This is a genomic window from Pantoea graminicola (genome assembly GCF_048452665.1).
Taxonomy (GTDB): domain Bacteria; phylum Pseudomonadota; class Gammaproteobacteria; order Enterobacterales; family Enterobacteriaceae; genus Pantoea.
Window position 1 is genome coordinate 90,596 of record NZ_JBLWSJ010000011.1, and the last position, 23,689, is coordinate 114,284.

Sequence of the window (23,689 nt, forward strand, 5' to 3'; positions counted from 1 at the left end):
TGCAGCAATCAAAAGTTATCTGTATAATATGCGGCCTTCGGTGAGAAAGATCTGGCCGGAGTATACACTTTTACGTTCAACCGCGTGTGGTGCTGTGCAGGTTAACGCCTGGCACGGAGAGCGACACGGCCTTTTATGAGGTTTCCCATGAAACAAGGTATTCACCCGAAATACGAAGCAGTTACTATCAAATGTACCTGCGGCAACGAGATTCACACCCGTTCTACTCTGACTCACGAACTGAACCTGGACGTTTGTGGCAAATGCCACCCGTTCTATACCGGTAAGCAGCGTGAAGTGGCAACTGGTGGCCGTGTTGACCGCTTTAACAAGCGTTTCAGCGTGCCAGGCGCTAAAAAATAAGATTAAAAGGCACCTGAACCTGCGGGTTCGGCGGCAGAAAAGACCCAGCTTCGGCTGGGTTTTTTTATGTCTGCGTGATGGCGAAAACCCTCTCCCGGCAGCCTGACCAGGCCGGCGACAGCGTGAACGTCTGAATATTGTGAACTGAAGCGGGCATAAGCGGAGCAGGGCGGGTCAGGAAAGCGGCTCCCTGAGCGGAGCCTGCTTCTCTGAAACGGGTAAAGCGAAGGAGCCTGACGGATTAATATTCCCAGGTGTCCGGATCGACGCCCATCTGGCGCATGATCGCTTTTGCCTCTTCCGGGATCTCATCGCTGCGCTCTTTGCGCAGGTCAACGTCATCCGGCAGCGGCTGGCCCGTGAAAGCATGTAAAAAAGCTTCGCAAAGCAGTTCGCTGTTGGTCGCGTGGCGCAGATTGTTCACCTGACGACGGGTACGCTCATCCGTTAAAATCTTCAGCACACTCAAGGGGATAGAAACCGTTATCTTCTTGACCTGCTCGCTCTTCTTACCGTGCTCAGCGTACGGGCTGATATATTCGCCGTTCCATTCAGCCATGGGTTACCTTAATTAATAAACGTTAAATGTGAGGAAATCAGCGGATTATGCCTGATTTTTTCCTGCCTGACCCCTGATATGGCGGGTTTTCTTCGCTCACAACCTCTGCTGCACAGAGGGGAACGCCAGGCGATGACGCATAATTTTAGCGGTTATTGCGGGTTTGCTCAATCTATACGCAAAGACATTTAGATGTCCAGATGTATTGACGTCTAATTAAGGGGTGATATCCTGTGTGCTACATTTTCTTCACTCTTCAGGAACAATTCGCTCATGACGCGTAAACCGGCAACTATCGCAGTGCGCAGCGGTCTGAATGATGACGAACAGTATGGCTGCGTTGTCCCGCCCATTCACCTCTCGACGACCTATAACTTCCTGGATTTCAATGAGCCGCGCGCGCATGACTACTCCCGTCGTGGTAACCCGACGCGTGATGTTGTTCAGCGTACGCTGGCGGAACTGGAAGGGGGAGCGGGTGCGGTATTAACCAATACCGGCATGTCGGCGATTCATCTGGTGAGTACGCTGTTCCTGAAGCCTGGCGATCTGCTGGTTGCGCCACACGACTGCTACGGCGGCAGCTATCGGCTGTTTGACAGCCTGAGCAAACGCGGCGCGTATCGGGTGAAATTTGTCGATCAGGGTGATCCGGTGGCGCTGCAGGCGGCGCTGGATGAAAAACCTAAGCTGGTGCTGATTGAAAGCCCCAGCAATCCGCTGCTGCGCGTGGTCGATATCAACGGGATTTGCGCGGCGGCACGCGCGGCGGGTGCCGTCAGCGTTGTCGACAATACCTTTATGAGTCCGGCCCTGCAGAACCCGCTGGCGCTGGGCGCCGACCTGGTTATTCACTCCTGCACCAAATACCTGAATGGTCACTCCGACGTGGTTGCGGGTGCGGTGATTGCCCGCGATCCGCAGCACGCGACCGATCTGGCCTGGTGGGCGAACAATATCGGCGTGACCGGCGCGGCGTTTGACAGTTATCTGCTGCTGCGCGGGATTCGTACTCTCGCACCACGTATTGCGGCGGCGCAACGTAATGCCCTGGCGATTGTGGCATATCTGCAGCAGCAGAAGCTGGTGAAAAAGTTGTATCATCCTTCGCTGCCGGAGAACGCCGGACACGAATATGCCGTACGTCAGCAGCGCGGCTTTGGTGCCATGCTGAGTTTTGAGGTCGAGGGTGATGAGGCGCTGCTGCGTCGCTTCCTGAAAGCGTTGCGGCTGTTTACGCTGGCCGAATCGCTGGGCGGTGTGGAGAGTCTGATCTCCCATACCGCCACCATGACGCACGCGGGGATGTCAGCAGAAGCACGCGCGGCAGCGGGCATTTCCGATACGCTGCTGCGGGTTTCTGTCGGCATCGAAGATCACGAAGATTTAATAGCCGATCTGGATAATGCATTCCGGGTCGCAGCCGAGGGTTAAGCATGATGATTTCAGCAGGCGCAGGAACGCCAGATATCCGGCAGTTGCACAAGTTTGGCGGCAGCAGCCTGGCCGATGCACGCTGCTACCAGCGCGTTGCCAGCATTATGGCGGACTACAGCCAGCCGGGCGACCTGATGGTGGTCTCTGCCGCTGGCTCAACCACCAACCAGCTGATAAGCTGGCTGACGCTGAGCCAGAGCGATCGCCTCTCTGCGCACCAGGTGCAACAGGCGTTACGGCGCTACCAGAGCGAGCTGATTAGTGCGCTCCTGCCTGCTGAAGTTGCGGAACCGCTGATCGGCGCGTTTATTCGCGATCTGGAGAAGCTGGCTGCCCTGCTGGATGCGCCGATCACCGATGCGGTCTACGCCGAAGTGGTCGGACATGGTGAAATCTGGTCGGCGCGCCTGATGTCTGCGGTGCTGAGCCAGCGCGATCTGCAGGCCTGCTGGCTGGATGCACGCGAGTTTCTGCGGGCTGAACGTGCAGCTCAGCCGCAGGTGGATGAGGGCAAGTCCTGGCCGCTGCTGCAGACCTTGCTGGCGCAGCATCCTCACAAGCGCATCGTGGTCACCGGATTTATCAGCCGCAACGACGCCGGTGAAACGGTGCTGCTGGGCCGCAACGGCTCCGACTACTCCGCCACACAGATTGGTGCGCTGGCGGGTGTCGGCCGTGTCACCATCTGGAGCGACGTGGCGGGCGTCTACAGCGCCGATCCCCGTAAAGTTTCGGACGCCTGTCTGCTGCCGCTGTTAAGGCTGGATGAAGCCAGCGAGCTGGCGCGCCTGGCGGCCCCGGTGCTGCACACCCGCACCCTGCAGCCGGTCTCCGGCAGCGATATCGATCTGCAGCTGCGTTGCAGTTATCAGCCGGAGCAGGGGTCTACCCGTATTGAACGCGTCCTGGCTTCCGGTACCGGTGCGCGGATCGTCACCAGCCACGACGATGTCTGCCTGATCGAGATTCAGCTCCCGGAGCAGCATGACTTCGCGATCCTGCATAAAGAGATCGACCTGCTGCTGAAGCGAGCGCAGCTGCGTCCGCTGGCATTTGGTGTGCATCCGGATCGCCAGCTTCTGCAACTCTGCTATACCTCCGAAGTGGTCAACAGCGCCTTTGCGCTGCTGCAGGACGCGGGTTTACCGGGTCATCTGCAGCTGCGCGACGGGCTGGCGCTGGTGGCGCTGGTTGGCGCAGGCGTCACCCGCAACCCGCTGCATACCCATCGCTTCTGGCAGCAGTTAAAAGATCAGCCGATCGAGTTCATCTGGCAGTCAGAAGAGCACATCAGCGTGGTGGCAGTGCTGCGCGTCGGGCCGACCCGGCATCTGATCCAGGGGCTGCATCAGTCGCTGTTCCGTGCTGAAAAGCGCATCGGCCTGATGCTGTTTGGCAAAGGCAATATCGGTTCGCGCTGGCTGGAGCTGTTTGCCCGTGAGCAGGAGACACTGTCAGCGCGTACCGGCTTTGAATTTTTGCTGGCGGGCGTGGCGGACAGCCGTCGCAGCCTGCTGAGCTATGAGGGGCTGGATGCCAGCCGGGCGCTCGCCTTCTTTGATGACGAGGCCGTGGAGCGCGATGAGGAGTCGCTGTTCCTCTGGATGCGCGCCCATCCGTTTGATGATCTGGTGGTGCTGGATGTCACCGCCAGCACCCCGCTGGCGCAGCAATATCTCGACTTCGCCAGCCACGGTTTCCATGTGATCAGTGCCAACAAGGTCGCGGGGGCCTCCGACAGTCAGACATGGCGGCAGATCCGGGATGCTTTTACCAAAACCGGGCGTCACTGGCTCTATAACGCAACGGTGGGCGCGGGTCTGCCTATCAACTATACCGTGCGCGATCTGCGCGACAGCGGCGATACCATTCTGGCCATCAGCGGAATTTTCTCCGGGACGCTCTCCTGGCTGTTCCTGCAGTTTGACGGCACCGTGCCCTTTACCGAGCTGGTGGATCAGGCGTGGCAGCAGGGATTAACCGAGCCCGATCCGCGCGCTGACCTCTCAGGTCAGGATGTGATGCGTAAGCTGGTGATCCTGGCGCGTGAGGCGGGCTATAACATCGAGCCGGATCAGGTGCGGGTGGAGTCGCTGGTGCCTGACAACTGTCAGCAGGGTTCGGTTGACCACTTCTTTGAAAACGGCGAAGAGCTGAACGAACAGATGCTGCAGCGACTGGAAGCCGCGCAGGAGATGGATCTGGTGCTGCGTTACGTCGCCCGCTTTGACGCGAACGGCAAGGCGCGCGTGGGCATCGAAGCGGTCCGTCCGGAGCATCCGCTGGCCTCGCTGCTGCCGTGTGATAACGTCTTCGCAATTGAGAGTCGCTGGTATCGGGATAACCCGCTGGTGATCCGCGGGCCTGGCGCGGGCCGGGATGTCACCGCAGGCGCTATTCAGTCAGACATTAATCGCCTCGCCCAACTGCTTTAACGCCTCCTCAGGCGCTTCGGCGCCTGTTTTCAATGCGTTACCTCTGCCCTGCGCAGCCACCTTCACGCTGGCTGACAATGACGCACGTCTGTTGATTATTTTTAAGTTGACGGCAGACGCAGATTGCGTCATTTTGAACTTCTGGACGTCTAAACGTGTAGATGTTTACAGGCCGGTTATTAATCGATGAGGATGCAGGATGAGTTTCTTTCATGCTAATCAGCGCGAAGCGCTAAACCAGAGCCTGGCAGAGCTGAACGGGCAAATTAATGTTTCCTTTGAGTTCTTTCCGCCTCGTACCCACGAAATGGAAGAGACCCTGTGGAGCTCTATCGATCGCCTGAGCAGCCTGAAGCCGAAATTCGTTTCTGTGACCTACGGCGCGAACTCCGGGGAACGCGACCGCACCCACAGCATCATCAAAGGCATTAAAGATCGTACCGGTCTGGAGGCAGCGCCCCATCTGACCTGTGTCGATGCCACGCGTGACGAGCTGCGCGCTATCGCACAGGATTACTGGAACAATGGCATTCGTCATATTGTGGCGCTGCGCGGCGATCTGCCGCCCGGCAGTGGCAAACCGGAGATGTATGGCAGCGATCTGGTGTCGCTGCTGAAAGAAGTCGGCGAGTTTGATATCTCCGTCGCCGCCTATCCGGAAGTGCATCCCGAAGCAAAAAGCGCCCAGGCTGACCTGATTAACCTGAAGCGCAAAATTGATGCGGGCGCCAGCCGGGCGATCACCCAGTTCTTCTTCGACGTGGAAAGCTACTTACGTTTTCGCGATCGCTGTGTGGCGACCGGTATTGATGTGGAAATCGTGCCGGGCATCCTGCCGGTCTCCAATTTCAGACAGCTGCAACGCTTTGCCACACTGACTAATGTGCGTGTGCCGGGCTGGATGCATGCAATGTTTGCCGGGCTGGATAACGATCCGGAGACGCGCAAAATGGTGGGGGCCAATATCGCCATGGATATGGTGAAAATTCTGTCGCGCGAGGGGGTGAAAGATTTTCATTTCTATACGCTGAACCGGGCTGAAATGAGTTACGCCATCTGCCACACCCTGGGCGTACGGCCTGCTGCTGCTGCGGCATAATCGCGCCACGCGCAGACAATAAAAAAGTCGGGCATCGCCCGACTTTTTTTATCACTGCCCGCCGACGCTCATCAGCGCCGGATTAACCGGTGTTACGCATCCCGGCGGCAACACCGGCGATGGTGACCATCAGTGCCTGCTCCACGCGGGCATCCGGCTCTTCGCCGCGCGCTTCCTGGGCGCGTGAACGATGCAGCAATTCCGCCTGCAGGACGTTAAGCGGGTCGGTATAGACGTTACGCAGCGCGATCGACTCGGCAATCCACGGCTGGTCAGCCATCAGGTGCGAGTCGTTGGCGATGGTCAGCACTGCTTTGATATCCGCATCAAGCTGATCGCGCAGCTGTTTGCCCAGCGGCCAGAGCGATTTATCCACCAGCCGCTGATCATAGTATTCCGCCAGCCACAGGTCCGCTTTCGAGAAGACCATCTCCAGCATCCCCAGACGGGTAGAGAAGAACGGCCAGTCGCGGCACATCGCCTCAAGCTGATCCTGATGGCCTGCCGCCATCGCCTGCTGCAGAGCCGCACCGGCCCCCAGCCACGCGGGCAGCATCAGGCGGTTCTGCGTCCAGGCGAAGATCCAGGGAATAGCACGCAGCGACTCCACGCCGCCGGTTGGCCGGCGCTTGGCCGGACGCGAACCCAGTGGCAGTTTACCCAGCTCCTGTTCCGGCGTGGCCGAACGGAAATAGGGCACGAAATCAGCATTTTCACGCACGTAACCGCGGTACATCGCGCAGGAGTCAGCCGAGAGCTGATTCATAATGTCGCGCCATTCGCGTTTCGGCTCCGGCGGCGGCATCAGGTTCGCTTCCAGAATCGCGCCGGTGTAGAGCGACAGGCTGGCGATAGTCACCTCAGGTAATCCATACTTAAAGCGGATCATCTCACCCTGTTCGGTCACGCGCAGACCGCCACGCAGGCTGCCCGGTGGTTGTGACAGCAGTGCTGCATGAGCAGGCGCACCGCCACGGCCAATGCTGCCTCCGCGTCCGTGGAACAGCGTCAGGGAGATCCCGGCTTTCTCGCAGGTTTTGATCAGGGCATCCTGCGCCTGATACTGCGCCCAGCTGGCGGCCATCACACCGGCATCTTTCGCCGAGTCAGAGTAGCCAATCATCACCATCTGCTTGCCCTGAATAAAGCCGCGATACCAGTCGATGCTCAGCAGCTGGCTCATGACGTCGTTAGCGTTGTTCAGGTCATCCAGCGTTTCGAAAAGCGGCGCCACCGGCATCGCATAGCTGATACCGGCTTCTTTCAGCAGCAGGTGAACGGCCAGCACGTCAGAGGGGGTTTTCGCCATCGAAATGACATAGGCGGCGATAGAGCCCTGTGGCGCTTCGGCCGCGACGCGACAGGTCTCCAGCACTTCACGCGTTTCATCGCCTGGTTCCCAGTTGCGGGGCAGCAGCGGACGTTTGGAGTTCAGTTCACGGATCAGGAAAGCCTGCTTGTCCGCTTCGGACCAGCTCTCGTAATCGCCCAGGCCCAGGTAGCGGGTCACTTCTGCAATCGCTTCAGTGTGACGGGTGCTCTCCTGGCGCAGATCGATACGCACCAGCGGCACGCCAAAACATTTCACGCGGCGCAGCGTATCGAGCAGCTGGCCGTTAGCGATGATGCCCATGCCGCACTTCTGCAGGGACTGATAGATGGCGAACAGCGGATCCCACAGCTGGTCGTTAGACACCAGCAGGTCGGCCGGACGCGGCAGGCGTTCCCCTTTCAGGCGATGCTCCAGGAACGACTGCGTGTTCATCAGCTGGCTGCGCAGGCGTTTCAGAATCACTCGATAGGGTTCCAGCGCCTCCGGATCGCCGCTGAGTTCGCGGATCTCTTCGCTGCACTCTGACATCGACAGCTCAGAGATCAGCACGCCAATATCGCGCAGGAACAGGTCGGTGGCTTTCCAGCGGCTTAATTGCATCACATGACGGGTAATCGACGCCGTCACATTCGGATTGCCGTCGCGGTCACCGCCCATCCAGGAGGTGAACTGAACCGGCACGAAATCGACTGGCAGTCTGATGCCGAACGCCTCTTCGACCTGCTCGTTCAGTTCACGCAGAAAGGCGGGAACGCCTTCCCACAGGCTGTTTTCCACCACGGCAAAGCCCCATTTCGCTTCGTCGATCGGGGTAGGGCGATATTTACGGATCTCATCGGTATGCCATGCCTGGGCGACCAGCTGGCGCAGACGGCGCATGATCTGATTACGTTCGTAGTCGGAGACATCGCTGTGATCGAGCTGTTTCAGGCAGCTGTTGACCTCAACCAGCTTGTGGATCAGCGTGCGGCGGGTGATTTCGGTCGGGTGGGCAGTCAGCACCAGCTCCAGCGACAGCGACTCAATCGCCGTCAGGATGTCGCTTTCGCGAATATCTTTCTGCTGCTTCAGGGTATCAAAGGTCTTTTTCAGCAGTTCAGGATGATTCTCACCCTCGCCACTCTGCGAGATGGTCTGATACTGCTCCGCTACGTTAGTCAGATTAAGGAACTGGCTGAACGCGCGCGCCACCGGCAGGAGCTCCTCGTTGGAGAGGTTCTGCAGCGTATTGAGCAGTTCTTTACGATGAGTGTCATTGCCTGCGCGGGATGACTTGGAGAGCTTACGGATGGTTTCCACCTGGTCGAGGATGTTCTCGCCCAGTGCATCCTTAATCGTATCCCCGAGCAGTTTGCCGAGCATACTGACATTACTTCGCATTGCGGAATATTGTTCGTTCATTGGACCCTGACACCCTTATCGTCTTGAAAAACTTCTACACCCGACCTTTCAGGCAGCCGAAAATCAGCAACGTGTTGTTCCCGGCACACGGAGGGGAACCGGCGCCGTTGCCGCCTGTCCGCTTTCTGAAACGCTCTGGATAATCACCCGGTGGGTATAACATCGTCTTGTATCTAGCCACGTAATGTTGCATTCGTCAAATGAGATAAAGTGCGGCGAAGTAGCGGCTAAATAACGGGAATTATTGGTATTTATGGGGAGTGAAGCGGGATAAGTTATTCTTATTGTTAAATCCCGCAGATTGAGGGGGCATTTTGCTGTTATTGCAGTGAAATGCCCCATTTGCTGTTAATCAGTGACAAAAATGCTGCACAACCTGACTGATAAGCGCCCGCGTCGGCTTAATAAATGCCGTATCGATAAACTCATCTGGCTGATGTGCCTGATTAATTGAACCTGGCCCCAGTACCAGCGTCGGACAGAGCTGCTGAATAAACGGCGCTTCGGTGCAGTAGTTAACGATTTCGGTAGGCGTGCCCAGCAGTTTTTCGACCACACTGACCAGCTCATGATTAGCCGGACACTCATAACCCGGGATTGGCGGATGCAGCTCGGCCACGGTGACACGCCCTGGCCAGCGGGCGCTGACCGGGGCCAGCGCCTCATTCAGCAGCCCGTCGAGATCGCCAAGCGACAGGCCGGGCAGCGGACGGATATCCATGTGCAATTCACAGCAGGCGCAGATACGGTTCGCCGCATCACCGCCATGAATATGACCGAAATTCATGGTGGGATAGGGGATGGCAAAGCCATCGTGGTGATAGCGCTCCTGCAGCGTCGTGCGGAGCTGCATCAGGTGGGTGATCGACTCATGCATCAGCTCGATAGCGTTAACGCCACGCGCCGGATCGCTGGAGTGGCCCGATTTTCCTTCGATACGGATCACGTTCGACAGATGGCCTTTGTGCGCACGGACCGGCTTAAGCGAGGTCGGTTCACCAATGATGGCGCAGTCGGGGCGCAGTTGCGTCGATTCAGAAAAATATTTGGCTCCGGCCATGGTGGTCTCTTCATCCGCCGTGGCAAGAATATAGAGCGGCTTACTCAGCGTGCTGACATCCACATCGCGCAGCGTATCGAGAATAAAGGCGAAGAACCCTTTCATATCGGCCGTGCCCAGACCATAGAGCTTGTTGTCGTGCTCGGTCAGGGTAAAAGGATCGCGTGTCCAGCGGCCATCATCAAAGGGCACGGTGTCGGTATGACCCGCCAGCAGCAGGCCGCCCGCGCCGCTACCGGTGCGCGCCAGCATATTAAATTTGTTGCGCGTTCCCGGCACCGGCTGCACTTCAACGCTGAAGCCGAGGTCGCGGAACCAGCCTGCCAGCAAACTGATTAAAGTTTCATTACTCTGATCCAGTGCGGCATCGGTTGCGCTGATCGAGGGTGTGGCGATTAACTGGCTGTACAGTTCAATAAAAGGCGGTAATTTTGTCTTCACTGTTGGCGGTCCTTGGGTTAGGATGTATCCATATTCATGCAGTAATAGTGAATAAAAATACATTAACGTCCTCTGCAAGGGAACCTTAAATCGCTGCAGATGACAGGGTGGGTAACGGGGCAAGGCCGCGACCCGGAATGTGCGACTGTAAAAAGGGTTACAGCCTGATGTTGAATACGCTGATCGTTGGTGCCAGTGGTTACGCTGGTACAGAGCTAGCCACCTTCCTGAATCGTCATCCACATATCAACATAACCGCTTTGGCGGTTTCCGCGCAAAGCCCTGATGCCGGCAAGCGCCTGTCCGACCTCCATCCGCAGCTGAAAGGCGTGGTGGATCTCCCGCTGCAGCCGCTCAGCAGCGCGGCGGAGTGGGCGGGCAAAGTGGATGTGGTGTTCCTGGCGACCGCCCATGAAGTCAGCCACGATCTGGCGCCCGAATTTCTCAAGGCCGGTTGCGTGGTGTTCGATCTGTCGGGCGCCTTCCGCGTCAACGACGCCGACTTCTACACCCGCTTCTATGGCTTCACCCATCAGCATGGCGAGTGGCTGGATAAGGCCGTTTACGGCCTGGCGGAATATCAGCACGAGAAGATTCAGCAGGCGCAGCTGGTGGCCGTGCCCGGCTGCTACCCGACTGCCGCTCAGCTGGCACTGAAGCCACTGGTGGATGCCGGACTGTTAAACGACGCGCAGTGGCCGGTCATCAATGCCACCAGCGGCGTGAGCGGTGCCGGGCGTAAAGCCAATGTCGGCACCAGCTTCTGCGAGGTCAGCCTGCAGCCTTACGGCCTGTTCAATCATCGCCATCATCCGGAAATTGTCGCGCACCTCGGTACGCCGGTGATCTTCACGCCGCATCTGGGGAGTTTCCCTCGCGGTATTCTGGCGACCATTACCTGTCGTCTGAAAGCGGGTGTCAGCCGTGATGATGTCGCCGCAGTGTTCCATCGTGCCTATGATGATAAACCGCTGGTGCGGTTCTATGAGCAGGGCGTACCTGCGCTGAAAGCCGTTGTGGGCCAGCCCTTCTGCGATATCGGTTTTGAGATGCAGGGCGAGCATCTGATTGTAGTGGCCGCCGAAGATAATCTGCTGAAAGGCGCGGCATCGCAGGCGGTACAGTGCCTGAACATCCGGTTCGGCTTCCCTGAAACGCAGTCACTGATTTAACGGATAACTAAACCATGACCAATCCATTGATTATCAAGCTGGGCGGTGTGCTGTTAGACAGCGAAGAAGCGCTGGCCCGCCTGTTTGACGCGCTGCTCACCTGGCGCAGCGCCCATCAGCGTCCGCTGATCATTGTCCACGGTGGCGGTTGCCTGGTGGACGAACTGATGAAAAAGCTGGCGCTGCCGGTGACGAAGAAAAACGGCCTGCGTGTCACGCCTGCCGACCAGATCGACATTATTACCGGTGCGCTGGCGGGAACCGCTAACAAAACGCTGCTGGCATGGGCAAAAAAATCGGGCATCCGCGCGGTCGGCCTCTGCCTGGGTGATGCGGGCATCGTCAACGTCACTCCGTTTGACGAAGAGCTCGGCCATGTCGGCCACGCGATGCCGGGCGATCCGGCTCTGCTGAACACCCTGCTGGCGGCCGGTTATCTGCCGGTAGTCAGCTCAATCGGTATTACTGACAGCGGTGAACTGATGAACGTCAACGCGGACCAGGCGGCGACCGCACTCGCCTCGACGCTGGGCGCGGATTTGGTTCTGCTGTCTGACGTCAGTGGTATTCTCGACGGTAAAGGCCAGCGCATTGAAGAGATGACGGCCGATAAAGCTGAACAGCTGATTACCCAGGGCATTATCACCGATGGCATGATTGTGAAGGTACACGCTGCGCTTGATGCGGCGCGTACCCTGGGCCGCCCGGTGGATATTGCCAGCTGGCGTCACGCCGAGCGGCTGCCTGACCTGTTTAACGGCGTGTCGATTGGCACCCGGATTCTCGCTTAACGACTCTGATTCAAGGATTACGAAATGCAAACGCAAAACATCAAAAAAATCGTTCTGGCTTACTCCGGCGGTCTGGATACCTCAGCCATCATTCCATGGCTGAAAGAGAACTACGGCGGCTGTGAAGTGGTCGCTTTTGTGGCGGATATCGGTCAGGAGCGCGGCGATCTGGAAGGTGTGGAGAAGAAAGCCCTGCAGTCCGGCGCCTCGGAGTGCCATGTGGTTGACCTGCGTGAAGAGTTCATCAGCGACTATGTCTATCCGGTGCTGCAGACCGGCGCCCTGTATGAAGGCACATACCTGCTGGGCACCTCAATGGCGCGTCCTATCATCGCAAAAGCGCAGGTTGAGCTGGCGCTGAAAGTGGGTGCCGATGCGCTGTGCCACGGCGCAACCGGTAAAGGGAATGACCAGGTGCGTTTTGAAACCACCTACACCGCGCTGGCTCCGCAGCTGAAAGTGGTGGCACCGTGGCGTGAGTGGAATCTGCGTTCACGCGAAGCCCTGCTGGACTACCTGAAAGAGCGCAACATCCCGACGACCGCGTCGCTGGAAAAAATCTACAGCCGTGACGAAAACGCGTGGCACATCTCCACCGAAGGCGGCGTGCTGGAAAGCCCGGCCAATGCACCGAACAAAGATTGCTGGGTCTGGACGGTCGATCCGCTGGAGGCGCCCGATCAGCCTGAAGATGTGACCGTGACCGTTGAGAAAGGCCGTGTGGTCGCCGTCAACGGCGAAAAAATGAGTCCGTTCCAGTGTCTGGAAAAACTCAACGTGCTCGGCGCGAAGCATGGCGTGGGCCGTATCGATATCGTTGAAAACCGTCTGGTCGGCATTAAATCGCGCGGCTGCTATGAAACGCCTGGCGGCACCATCATGGTCAACGCCCTGCGTGCGGTAGAGCAGCTGGTTCTGGATCGCGACAGCTTCAAATGGCGTGAGCAGCTGGGCCATGAAATGTCCTACGTTGTTTATGATGGTCGCTGGTTTGCACCGCTGCGTAAGTCGATTCAGGCGGCTGCCGAATCGCTGGCGGAAGAGGTTAACGGTGAAGTGGTTCTGCAGCTCTTTAAAGGCCAGGCAACCGCGACCCAGAAGCGTTCTGCGAACAGCCTCTACTCAGAAGAGTTCGCGACCTTCGGTGAAGATGAAGTTTACGATCACCGTCATGCGGGCGGCTTCATCCGTCTGTTCTCACTCTCGTCGCGCATTCGTGCCCTGAACGAGCAGAAGAAGTAATTTTCGGGCGGGGTACGCCCCGCCCCACAGTTTCACTTCAGGGGCGGCATTTATGCCGCCTCTTGTTTAACGATTCAGAGGAGTTTTCACATGGCACTTTGGGGTGGACGGTTTACTCAGGCAGCAGATCAACGTTTCAAACAGTTCAACGACTCGCTGCGCTTCGATTACCGCCTGGCAGAGCAGGACATCATTGGCTCTGTTGCCTGGTCCAAAGCGCTGGTAACGGTGAATGTCCTGACTCAGGATGAGCAGCAGCAGCTGGAAGCAGCCCTGAATGCGTTACTGCAGGACGTGCGTGAAAATCCTGAGCAGATCCTGCAGAGCGATGCCGAAGATATTCACAGCTGGGTGGAAGGTCAACTGATTGACAAGGTCGGCGCGCTGGGTAAAAAACTGCACACCGGCCGTAGCCGTAACGATCAGGTCGCGACCGATCTGAAGCTCTGGTGCAAGGTGCAGGTTGAGGCGCTGCTGGGCGCAACGCGCGATCTGCAGCAGGCGCTGGTGGTGACGGCGGAAGCCAACCAGGATGCGGTGATGCCGGGCTATACCCACCTGCAGCGTGCTCAGCCGGTGACGTTTGCCCACTGGTGTCTCGCCTATGTGGAAATGCTGGCGCGCGATGAGAGCCGTCTGCAGGATACGCTGAAGCGGCTGGATGTCAGCCCGCTGGGCTGCGGCGCCCTGGCCGGTACCGCTTACGAGATCGACCGTCAGCAGCTGGCAGGCTGGCTGGGCTTTGCGTCCGCCACACGCAACAGTCTGGACACCGTCTCAGACCGCGACCATGTGCTGGAGCTGCTCTCCGATGCCGCGATTGGCATGGTGCATCTGTCACGCTTTGCCGAAGATATGATTTTCTTTAATACCGGCGAAGCGGGCTTTATCGAGTTGTCAGATAAAGTCACCTCTGGCTCCTCTTTAATGCCGCAGAAGAAAAACCCGGATGCGCTGGAGCTGATTCGCGGCAAGTGCGGTCGGGTGCAGGGCGCGCTGACCGGGATGATGATGACGCTGAAGGGGCTGCCGCTGGCGTATAACAAAGATATGCAGGAAGACAAAGAGGGGCTGTTCGACGCACTCGACACCTGGCTCGACTGTCTGCATATGTCGGTGCTGGTGCTGGATGGTCTGCAGGTTAAACGTCCGCGCTGCCAGGAGGCCGCCGAACAGGGTTATGCAAACTCCACCGAGCTGGCGGACTATCTGGTTGCCAAAGGGGTGCCGTTCCGTGAAGCGCACCATATCGTTGGCGAAGTGGTCGTGGCCGCGATTGGCGAGGGTGTGGCGCTGGAGGCCCTGCCGCTGGCGACGCTGCAGCAGTACAGCACGGTAATTGGTGAGGATGTCTATCCGATCCTGGCGCTGCAATCCTGTCTGGATAAGCGTAATGCGCAGGGCGGTGTCTCTCCGCAGCAGGTTGCGCGTGCCATCAATGAGGCAAAACAGCGTCTGGCGTAATCTGCAGATAAAAAAAAGCGGGCATTTCAGATGCCCGCCAACCTCTAGCTTCATAACAACTACTTTTTTTATAGGCACATCATCAGAGCGCCAGCTCTCCCGGCTGACCCTCAGATTTTTTACGCTGACAGCAAGTATTGCTGCAGATCGTCACTCCCGCCAATATGACGACCGCCGATAAAGATTTGCGGCACCGTCGCCCGGCCGGTAACGGCGCGCAGACTGACCGTTGTGGCATCCTGGCCCAGCACAATCTCTTCGTACTGAATCCCCTGATCGACCAGCATCTGTTTTGCCTGAATGCAGAAGGTGCAGCCAGGTTTAGTAAAGATGGCGACCGACTCCTGAGCTTTACAGGCCGGGTCCAGGTAGCGCAGCATGGTGTCAGCATCAGACACTTCGAACGGGTCGCCAGGCCGATTCGGCTCCACAAACATTTTCTCTACCACGCCATTGCGCACCAGCATGGAGTAGCGCCAGGAGCGGGGTCCAAAGCCGAGGTCAGCTTTCTCGACCAGCATCTCCATGCCACGGGTAAATTCGCCGTTGCCATCAGGAATAAAGGTGATGTTGTCTGCGCGCTGCTCCGCTTTCCAGGCGTTCATCACAAAGGTGTCATTCACCGAGACGCACAGGATGCTGTCCACACCCAGGCGGGTAAACTGTCCCGCTAATTCGTTGTAACGCGGCAGATGAGTAGATGAGCAGGTGGGTGTAAACGCTCCCGGCAGTGAAAATACGATAACCGTTTTATCTTTAAACAGCGCATCGGTGGTGACATCGACCCAGCGATCGCCCTGGCGTGTGTGAAAAGTCACTGAGGGGACTGCTTTACCTTCCTGACCTGCCAACATTTCTTACTCCTGATCAACCACGTTCCATTTGATGCGCGCATTATTCCCAACCACGCTTGATAGGGCCAATCGTTCATTGCTATTCTATCTATCGCCACGGGCTATCGTGGTCTGGAGGGTAATAATGAATATTCGTGATCTTGAATATCTGGTTTCGCTTGCTGAACACCGCCACTTTCGTCGTGCTGCGGATGCCTGTCATGTCAGTCAGCCCACGTTAAGCGGGCAGATCCGCAAGCTGGAAGATGAGCTGGGCGTGATGCTGCTGGAGCGCACCAGTCGTAAAGTACTGTTCACCCAGGCCGGTTTGCTGCTGGTGGATCAGGCGCGAACGGTGCTGCGGGAAGTCAAGGTGCTGAAAGAGATGGCCAGTCAGCAAGGGGAAGCGATGTCCGGTCCGCTGCACATCGGCCTGATCCCGACGATCGCGCCCTACCTGCTGCCACAGATTATCCCCACGCTGCACCAGACGTTCCCGAAACTGGAGATGTATCTGCACGAAGCGCAGACGCTGCAGCTGCTGGCGCAACTGGACAGCGGCAAGCTGGACTGCGCGATTGTCGCGCTGGTCAAAGAGAGCGAGGCCTTTATCGAAGTCCCGCTGTTTGACGAGCCGATGAAGCTGGCGGTCTACGCTGATCACCCGTGGTGTGACCGCGACCGGGTGCCGATGTCCGATCTGGCAGGTGAAAAACTGCTGATGCTGGAGGACGGGCACTGCCTGCGCGATCAGGCGATGGGCTTCTGCTTTGAGGCGGGAGCGGATGAAGATACCCATTTCCGTGCAACCAGCCTTGAGACGCTGCGCAACATGGTGGCGGCAGGCAGCGGCATCACGTTGTTACCGGCGCTGGCCGTTCCGCCGGAACGCATCCGGGATGGGGTCTGCTATCTGCCCTGTTACAAGCCGGTTCCCAGACGGACGATCGCGCTGGTTTACCGTCCGGGCTCCCCTCTGCGCAGCCGTTATGAACAGCTGGCAGAGGCGATCAAAGCCCATATGGAGCACTATTTCGACGCCACTTTAAAACAGGCGGTTTAACCCGTTTAGCGCGGCAACGCGATAGGCTTCGGCCATGGTCGGATAGTTAAAGGTGGTATTCACGAAGTATTCAATCGTGTTGCCACCATTTTTCTGTTCCATAATGGCCTGACCGATATGAATAATCTCGGCGGCACGCTCGCCAAAGCAGTGGATCCCCAGAATCTCTTTGGTTTCCCGGTGAAAGAGGATCTTCAGGCTGCCAACGTTCATCCCCACGATCTGCGCGCGCGCCAGATGTTTAAACTGTGCGCGGCCCACTTCATAAGGCACCTTCATGGCCGTCAGCTGCTGCTCGGTTTTACCCACAGAGCTGATCTCAGGAATGGTATATATCCCGGTCGGAATATCTTCGATCAGGTGCGCTGACGCTTCCCCTTTGATGATCGCCTGCGCGGCAATGCGTCCCTGGTCGTAGGCGGCAGACGCCAGGCTCGGGTAGCCAATCACGTCACCCACGGCATAGATGTGTGGCTGGGCGGTCTGATACATGCTGTTTACTTTCAGCAGGCCCCGGCCATCGGCTTCCAGGCCGACATTCTCCAGCGACAGCGAGTCGGTGTTACCGGTACGGCCATTGGCATACAGCAGGCAATCCGCTTTTACTTTTTTGCCCGACTTGAGATGCATGATCACGCCATCTTCCACGCCTTCGATCTTCTCAAACTCTTCGTTGTGACGAATCACCACGCCGCTGTTCCAGAAGTGATACGAAAGGGAGTCAGACATCTCCTGATCCAGGAACGCCAGCAGGCGATCGCGGGTGTTGATCAGATCAACCTTCACGTTCAGGCCACGGAAAATCGACGCATATTCACAGCCGATCACGCCTGCACCATAAATGATGACGTGGCCGGGTTCGTGGTGCAGGTTGAGGATCGAGTCGGAGTCATAGACGCGCGGATGGGTGAAGTCCACATCCGCAGGATGATAAGGACGTGAGCCACAGGCGATAACAAACTTCTCTGCCGTCAGCGTCTCGCGGGTGCCATCCGGCTGTTCAATCTCGATCGTATTGGCATCCACGAAATGCGCATCGCCCTGATAAAGCTCGCAGCGGTTGCGCTCATAGAAACCCTGGCGCATGGCTGTCTGCTGGCTGATCACGTTTTCCGTGTGGTTGAGAATGTCGGCAAAGGAGGAGCGAAGCAGACGGGTGTGATCGCTGTAGAGCGGGTTCTGGTTAAATTCGATAATGCGGCTGACGGCGTGGCGAAGGGCTTTGGAGGGGATGGTACCCCAGTGCGTACAGCCGCCACCGATGTTGTGGTAGCGTTCGATCACGGCGATGCGCGCTCCCTGTTTTACCAGCCCCATCGCCGCACCTTCACCGCCGGGCCCTGAGCCAATCACAATGGCATCGTAATCGTAAGACTTTTGCATACCGATACGTCCTATTATTTATACATTTTTACAACGAGATTCTAACATCTCGTCGCGCACTTCTGAATTCTATCAGCGATTTTCATCACAGTTTGGCAAAGAGTGAGGTTCACAGACGGTGACAAAGATTGCCACTCTGTACGCTGAAAATTTTGATATAGTGGCCCCATAACACCGCTAAAGGCAGAGAGAATGGGCGTCAGAGCGCAACAGAAAGAACGTACACGACGTACACTGATTGAAGCCGCTTTCAGTCAGCTCAGCGCCGAACGCAGTTTTGCCAGCCTGAGTCTGCGGGAAGTTGCCCGCGAAGCCGGTATCGCACCTACCTCGTTTTACCGTCATTTCAAGGATGTTGACGAACTCGGCCTGACGATGGTGGATGAAAGCGGTCTGATGCTGCGCCAGCTGATGCGCCAGGCGCGCCAGCGAATTGCCAAAGGCGGCAGCATTATCAAAACGTCGGTCGCGACCTTTATGGAGTTTATCGGCAACAATCCCAACGCTTTCCGCCTGTTGCTGCGCGAACGTTCCGGCACCTCTGCTGCTTTTCGTGCCGCAGTGGCGCGTGAAATTCAGCACTTTATCGCTGAACTGGCGGATTATCTTGAGGTCGAAAATCGCATGCCGCGCAGTTTCACCGAAGCGCAGGCTGAAGCGATGGTGACGATAGTCTTCAGCGCCGGTGCAGAAGCACTCGACGTTGATACGGAGCAGCGACGAAAGCTTGAGGATCGGCTGGTGCTACAGCTGCGCATGATCGCCAAAGGCGCCTATTACTGGTACCGCCGTGAGCAGGAGCGGCTGGCGGTTACCCTGGAAAAACCCGAAGAACAATGAGTAAGGATCCCTCCATGACCCACCCAGGTATTCGCGATAAAAGCACGCTGGCGCTGGCTTTTATTACCGGCTTAGCGATTAACGGCTCCTTTTCGGTGCTGTTCAGCGCCTTTGTTCCCTTTTCGATTTTTCCGCTGATTTCACTGGGTCTGGCAGCCTGGTGTCTGCATCAGCGTTATCTCAATACCAATATGCCGGATGGTATGCCAGGCCTGGCGGCCGCCTTTTTCCTGCTGGGCATTCTGGTCTACAGCGCGCTGGTGCGGGCAGAGTATCCGGATATCGGATCGAACTTTGTGCCGACCGTCCTGATGGTGGCGCTGGTGTTCTGGATTGCGACGCGGTTTAAACGCAAACGTCACTAAGCATAAAAAAACGGGAACCGCAGGGTTCCCGTTTTTTTTACGCTTTTCGCGTCAGCAACACGCCGCATTCCATATGGTGGGTATAGGGGAACTGATCAAACAGCGCCAGCCGCGTCACATCGTGCGTTTTCGCCAGCGTCTGCAGATTGTCGCTCAGGGTCTGCGGATTACAGGAGATATAAAGGATGCGCGGATAAGCCTGCACCATCTTCACCGTCTCTTCATCCAGTCCGCTGCGCGGCGGGTCGACAAAAATCGTCTCGCAGTCGTAGCTGCTCAGGTCAACGCCTTCCAGACGATTGAAGCTGCGCACCCCATTCATCGCCTGCGTAAACTCTTCCGCCGCCATACGAATAATCTGCACGTTATCGATCTGGTTTACCGCAATATTGTACTGAGCTGAAGCGACGGACGGCTTCGCGATCTCCGTGGCCAGCACGCGACGGAAATTGCGTGCCAGCGCCAGCGAGAAGTTGCCGTTGCCACAGTAGAGTTCCAGCAGATCGCCCTGTGAATCCCGTGTCACATCCAGCGCCCACTCCAGCATCTGAATATTCATCGCGGCGTTCGGCTGGGTAAAACTGTTCTCGACCTGACGATAGATAATCTCGCGGCCTGCCACCGGCAGACACTCATCCACATAGTCGCGATCCAGACAGATTTTGGTTTTGGTCGCGCGACCAATCAGCTGCACATCCAGCCCTTCGGCGCGTAACTGATCACGCAGCGCCGCGGCTGCCTGCTGCCACTCATCATCCAGCTTGCGGTGATAAAGCAGCGAAATCACAATCTGATTGCTCAGGGTCGAGAGATAGTCGATCTGAAACAGTTTATGGCGCAGGATGCGGTTATCGCGGATCGCGGCGATCATCTTCGGCATCAGCTGATTGATCAGCTGGCTGGCCGCCGGGAACTGATCAACGCGGATCCGCTCGCGCGTCTGCTGATCGAAGATGATGTGATAGATGTCATCGCCGTCATGCCACAGGCGAAATTCGGCGCGCATCCGATAGTGGCTGACCGGCGAACGGAACACCTCCACGTCGGGCGCCGCAAATGGCGTCATCATCGTCTCTAAACGACTGACTTTTTCCGCCAGCTGGGCGTCATACTCTTCAATAGGGAGATGTTCGGGTGTCATGAGTAATCCTGATTAATAGCTTACCAGCGGGCGATTGTAGGCATTCACTTGCTGATGTCCAGTCCTGCAGCGAGAAGATATCTGGCTATCTGGACTTCCCAATCCCCACTCCGTAGACTGCTGACGCCGGCCTCATGCCCGAGTTAATAGGGAATCCAGTGCAAATCTGGAGCTGACGCGCAGCGGTAAGGAATGTCGTGATGTGTGCAATTGCAGACACTGTCCTCCGGGATGGGAAGTCATCATCACTTATGGTTCCCAGCCCGAAGACCTGCCGGTGTAACGTCGCTACTCGTACAATCATCGCGTGCTATCGATTGTCGGCCTGCGGCATCCTGCTGGGTCTTATGGATGCATGAATAAATGACAAAAAAAACGCTTTCGCTGTGCGCTCTGGGCGCCACGGCCATTTCTCTCTGGGCGCAAAACGGTTACGCGCAGGCAAATGATGAAACGCAAATCGTCACCGCTAACCGCTTTGCTGAACCTGTTTCGGGCGTGCTGGCGCCCACAACGGTTGTTACGCGTGATGAGATCGATCGCTGGCAGGCCAAAAGTCTGACGGATGTCATGCGTCGCCTGCCGGGTGTCTATGTGGCGCAGAATGGCGGATTAGGTCAGCAGAGTTCGCTGTTTATCCGGGGCACCGAATCCCGACATGTGCTGATCCTGATTGATGGCATCCGGCTTAATCAGGCGGGTATCAGCGGTTCGTCTGACCTCAGCCAGATCCCCCTGTCACTGGTTCAGCGTATCGAATATATTCGCGGTGCGCGTTCGGCAGTTTACGGTTCCGATGCGATTGGCGGCGTCGTCAATATCATCACCGGTCGTGCGCAGCCGGGCTCTACGCTGACGGCGGGCATGGGCTCCCGGGGTTATCAATCTTACGATGGCTCCACTCAACAGAGGCTGGGCGAGGCGACCACACTGACGCTGGCCGGCAACTACACCTATACCCGGGGGTATGATGTGGTGGCGGGCTACCCGAATGACTATGGCCCGGCCCAGCACGATCGCGACGGCTTTATGAGCAAAACGCTGTATGGCAATCTGGAGCATCAGTTCAGCGATGAGCTCACTGGTTTTGTGCGCGGCTATGGGTTTGATAACCGTACCGCCTACGATGGTTCTTACAGCTACGATCAGAGCTTCACGAATGTCGTCGGGCTGGCGGATACCCGGCAGCTCTACAGCCAGACCTGGGACACCGGGTTACGCTTCAGCCGTGACCTTTACTCTACTCAACTCATCGCCAGTTACGGTCATACCAAAGACATCAACTACGACCCACGCAATGGCCGTTACGGCGCGGCATCCACCTTTGATGATGTGACTCAGTACAATCTGCAGTGGGGTAACACCCTGCAGCTGGGGCAGGGCGCGCTTAGCGCCGGTATCGACTGGCAGAAAGAGACAACCGAGCCAGGCACTAACTATCTGTCTGACGGTTATGAGCAGCGCAACACCGGTCTCTACCTCACCGGTCAGCAGCAGGTGGGCAGCGTCACGCTGGAAGGCGCGGTTCGCAGTGACGACAACAATCAGTTCGGCTGGCATAACACCTGGCAGACCGCGGCGTCATGGGAGTTTATCTCCGGCTATCGCCTCTTTGCATCGTATGGCACGGCCTTTAAAGCACCGAACCTGTCCCAGGTTTACAGCCCGTTTTATGGCAATCGCGACCTCGATCCGGAAAAAAGTAAGCAGTGGGAAGGGGGTGTTGAAGGGCTGAGCGGACCGGTGAACTGGCGCGTGTCAGGTTATCGCAACGACATCGATAACCTGATTGATAGCGATCCCCAGACCTTCCGTTACTACAATATTAAGCAGGCGCGGATTAAGGGCGTTGAGGCCACAGCCGGATTCGACACCGGTCCGCTGACGCATCAGCTCTCATACGATTATGTCGATGCGCGGGATGGCACCACCGGCCAGCCGCTCATTCGCCGGGCTAAACAGCAGGTGAAGTATCAGCTCGACTGGACGCTGTATACCTTTGACTGGTCCGTGACTTATCACTATCTGGGTGACCGTTATGACACCGACTTCAACAGCACGCCCAGCCGTCGCGTGAAATCAGGCGGTGTCAGCCTGTGGGATCTCGCGGTCTCATATCCTGTCACTTCACAACTCACGGTTCGTGGTAGAATTGCCAACCTGTTCGATAAAGATTACGAGACAGCGTATGGCTATCAGACTCCAGGACGAGAGTATTACCTCAGCGGCAGCTACACCTTCTGATTTACGCCCCACGGTGCTGGTATTTGATTCCGGCGTCGGCGGGCTTTCTGTCTATGATGAGGTCCGGCAGCTCCTGCCAGACCTTCATTATCTTTACGCCTTTGATAACGCCGGTTTCCCTTATGGGGAGAAAAGCGAAACCTTCATTGTCGATCGGGTGGTTGCCATCGTTGCGGCGATTACTCAGCGCTATCCGCTCTCACTCGTCATCATCGCCTGCAATACGGCCAGCACGGTTTCACTGCCCGCGCTGCGGGAACGCTTTGCGTTTCCTGTTGTAGGTGTGGTGCCTGCAATTAAACCGGCTGCGCGCCTGACGCGTAATGGCGTGGTGGGGTTGCTGGCAACGCGGGCGACGGTACGTCGTCCTTATACACATGAGCTGGTGGCGCAGTTTGCCGGTTCCTGCCACATCGAAATGCTGGGATCAGCGGAGCTGGTGGAGCTGGCCGAAGCTAAACTCCACGGCGCACAGGTGGCACTGGAAGAAGTACGCCGCATCGTTCAGCCGTGGCTGCGGATGGCTGAGCCACCGGATACGGTCGTTTTAGGCTGTACGCACTTTCCTTTACTGCGCGAAGAGCTGCAGCAGGTGTTACCGGACGGCACGCGCCTGATCGATTCCGGTGCGGCGATAGCACGACGCACGGCCTGGCTGCTGGAGCATGAAGCGCCTGAAGTGCGCTCATCGCAGCAGAACGTCGCTTTTTGCACGGCGCTGGATGATGAAGCCGTACAATTATCACCCGTTTTACAGCGTTATGGCTTCCCGTTGCTGGAAAAACTGGCGCTTTAGCGGCTTTTCGCTGAAAAAAACAGCACTCAGAATTTTATTTGAAATTAGCACTTGTCAGCCTCCGAGAACTCCCTATAATGCGCCTCCACTGACACGGCACAACGGCTTACGAAGCGCCGGGTTAAGTAGGTTCGAAATCATACGAACCAGTGAGTTAAGCGAAAATAAATGCTTGACTGACAATGCGGAAAGCGTAATATACGCAGCCCGCGCCGCAGTAAATCGCG

General features: G+C 57.2%; 19 protein-coding genes and 1 riboswitch. Of the genes, 13 read left to right on the forward strand and 6 right to left on the reverse strand.

Annotated elements, in window-relative coordinates:
• The first annotated feature begins 147 nt into the window (after positions 1-147).
• Entirely contained in the window at positions 148-363 is a 216-nt protein-coding gene (rpmE, locus tag ACNY69_RS20160; protein ID WP_003851227.1) for a 50S ribosomal protein L31, read from the forward strand.
• A gap of 241 nt (positions 364-604) precedes the next feature.
• Here the strand turns inward: rpmE and metJ are convergent, their stop codons facing one another.
• Positions 605-922 carry a met regulon transcriptional regulator MetJ gene (metJ, locus tag ACNY69_RS20165; RefSeq protein ID WP_009088019.1) on the reverse strand — a complete coding sequence of 106 codons (318 nt, stop codon included), beginning with the start codon at positions 920-922 and terminating at the stop codon, positions 605-607.
• 273 nt (positions 923-1,195) lie between these two features.
• On the opposite strand from metJ, the gene metB reads away from it, so the two are divergent.
• The 3 genes from metB to metF all read left to right on the forward strand — a co-directional run bounded on the left by metB (position 1,196) and on the right by metF (position 5,893).
• Positions 1,196-2,356: a cystathionine gamma-synthase gene (gene metB, locus ACNY69_RS20170; protein WP_418799815.1), complete on the forward strand. Its 1,161-nt coding sequence runs from the start codon at positions 1,196-1,198 to the stop codon at positions 2,354-2,356.
• Positions 2,357-2,358: 2 nt separating this feature from the next.
• Positions 2,359-4,794, forward strand: coding sequence for a bifunctional aspartate kinase/homoserine dehydrogenase II (locus ACNY69_RS20175; protein WP_111140421.1), 2,436 nt, complete (start codon positions 2,359-2,361; stop codon positions 4,792-4,794).
• A 199-nt stretch (positions 4,795-4,993) separates the two neighbouring features.
• Positions 4,994-5,893, forward strand: a complete 900-nt coding sequence (gene metF / locus ACNY69_RS20180; protein WP_111140422.1) for a methylenetetrahydrofolate reductase — start codon at positions 4,994-4,996, stop codon at positions 5,891-5,893.
• An 82-nt stretch (positions 5,894-5,975) separates the two neighbouring features.
• On the opposite strand, the gene ppc is transcribed toward metF, so the two are convergent.
• Both ppc and argE read right to left on the reverse strand, forming a co-directional pair.
• Positions 5,976-8,627 carry a phosphoenolpyruvate carboxylase gene (ppc, locus tag ACNY69_RS20185; protein ID WP_111140423.1) on the reverse strand — a complete coding sequence of 884 codons (2,652 nt, stop codon included), beginning with the start codon at positions 8,625-8,627 and terminating at the stop codon, positions 5,976-5,978.
• Between the two features lie 352 nt (positions 8,628-8,979).
• Positions 8,980-10,128: an acetylornithine deacetylase gene (gene argE / locus ACNY69_RS20190; RefSeq protein WP_111140424.1), complete on the reverse strand. Its 1,149-nt coding sequence runs from the start codon at positions 10,126-10,128 to the stop codon at positions 8,980-8,982.
• A 167-nt stretch (positions 10,129-10,295) separates the two neighbouring features.
• Here argE and argC point away from each other — a divergent pair, with 167 nt between their 5' ends.
• From argC to argH, 4 genes are all read left to right on the forward strand, one after another.
• Positions 10,296-11,300 (forward strand): N-acetyl-gamma-glutamyl-phosphate reductase, encoded by a 1,005-nt coding sequence (argC, locus tag ACNY69_RS20195; protein ID WP_367395922.1) that lies wholly within the window; start codon positions 10,296-10,298, stop codon positions 11,298-11,300.
• A gap of 14 nt (positions 11,301-11,314) precedes the next feature.
• Positions 11,315-12,091 carry an acetylglutamate kinase gene (gene argB / locus ACNY69_RS20200; RefSeq protein WP_111140425.1) on the forward strand — a complete coding sequence of 259 codons (777 nt, stop codon included), beginning with the start codon at positions 11,315-11,317 and terminating at the stop codon, positions 12,089-12,091.
• Positions 12,092-12,115: 24 nt separating this feature from the next.
• The gene (locus ACNY69_RS20205; RefSeq protein ID WP_111140426.1) at positions 12,116-13,333 is read left to right on the forward strand and encodes an argininosuccinate synthase; all 1,218 of its coding nucleotides are present in this window, start codon (positions 12,116-12,118) and stop codon (positions 13,331-13,333) included.
• Between the two features lie 90 nt (positions 13,334-13,423).
• On the forward strand, positions 13,424-14,797 hold the full coding sequence (argH, locus tag ACNY69_RS20210) for an argininosuccinate lyase (protein WP_111140427.1): 1,374 nt from the start codon (positions 13,424-13,426) through the stop codon (positions 14,795-14,797).
• Positions 14,798-14,916: 119 nt separating this feature from the next.
• Here argH and ACNY69_RS20215 read toward each other — a convergent pair whose 3' ends face one another.
• On the reverse strand, positions 14,917-15,651 hold the full coding sequence (locus ACNY69_RS20215; RefSeq protein WP_111140428.1) for a glutathione peroxidase: 735 nt from the start codon (positions 15,649-15,651) through the stop codon (positions 14,917-14,919).
• Positions 15,652-15,775: 124 nt separating this feature from the next.
• Between ACNY69_RS20215 and oxyR the strand changes: the two genes are divergently transcribed.
• Entirely contained in the window at positions 15,776-16,693 is a 918-nt protein-coding gene (oxyR, locus tag ACNY69_RS20220) for a DNA-binding transcriptional regulator OxyR (protein WP_111140429.1), read from the forward strand.
• Here oxyR and sthA read toward each other — a convergent pair.
• Positions 16,676-18,076 (reverse strand): Si-specific NAD(P)(+) transhydrogenase, encoded by a 1,401-nt coding sequence (gene sthA, locus ACNY69_RS20225; RefSeq protein ID WP_111140430.1) that lies wholly within the window; start codon positions 18,074-18,076, stop codon positions 16,676-16,678. The two genes, oxyR and sthA, sit on opposite strands and share 18 nt — an antisense overlap.
• Positions 18,077-18,268: 192 nt before the next feature.
• On the opposite strand from sthA, the gene fabR reads away from it, so the two are divergent.
• Positions 18,269-18,916: an HTH-type transcriptional repressor FabR gene (gene fabR / locus ACNY69_RS20230; RefSeq protein WP_111140431.1), complete on the forward strand. Its 648-nt coding sequence runs from the start codon at positions 18,269-18,271 to the stop codon at positions 18,914-18,916.
• A gap of 14 nt (positions 18,917-18,930) precedes the next feature.
• Positions 18,931-19,281, forward strand: a complete 351-nt coding sequence (locus tag ACNY69_RS20235; protein WP_111140432.1) for a YijD family membrane protein — start codon at positions 18,931-18,933, stop codon at positions 19,279-19,281.
• 37 nt (positions 19,282-19,318) lie between these two features.
• On the opposite strand, the gene trmA is transcribed toward ACNY69_RS20235, so the two are convergent.
• A complete protein-coding gene (gene trmA / locus ACNY69_RS20240) occupies positions 19,319-20,422 on the reverse strand; it encodes a tRNA (uridine(54)-C5)-methyltransferase TrmA (protein ID WP_111140433.1) in 1,104 nt (367 codons plus the stop codon).
• 110 nt (positions 20,423-20,532) lie between these two features.
• Positions 20,533-20,715: riboswitch (cobalamin riboswitch) on the forward strand.
• Between the two features lie 70 nt (positions 20,716-20,785).
• On the opposite strand from trmA, the gene btuB reads away from it, so the two are divergent.
• Both btuB and murI read left to right on the forward strand, forming a co-directional pair.
• Complete coding sequence (gene btuB / locus ACNY69_RS20245) at positions 20,786-22,666, forward strand: TonB-dependent vitamin B12 receptor BtuB (protein WP_418799825.1); 1,881 nt, start codon at positions 20,786-20,788, stop codon at positions 22,664-22,666.
• Positions 22,611-23,462 (forward strand): glutamate racemase, encoded by an 852-nt coding sequence (gene murI, locus ACNY69_RS20250; protein WP_111140435.1) that lies wholly within the window; start codon positions 22,611-22,613, stop codon positions 23,460-23,462. Before btuB ends, murI begins: the two co-directional genes overlap by 56 nt.
• Positions 23,463-23,689: the final 227 nt, after the last annotated feature.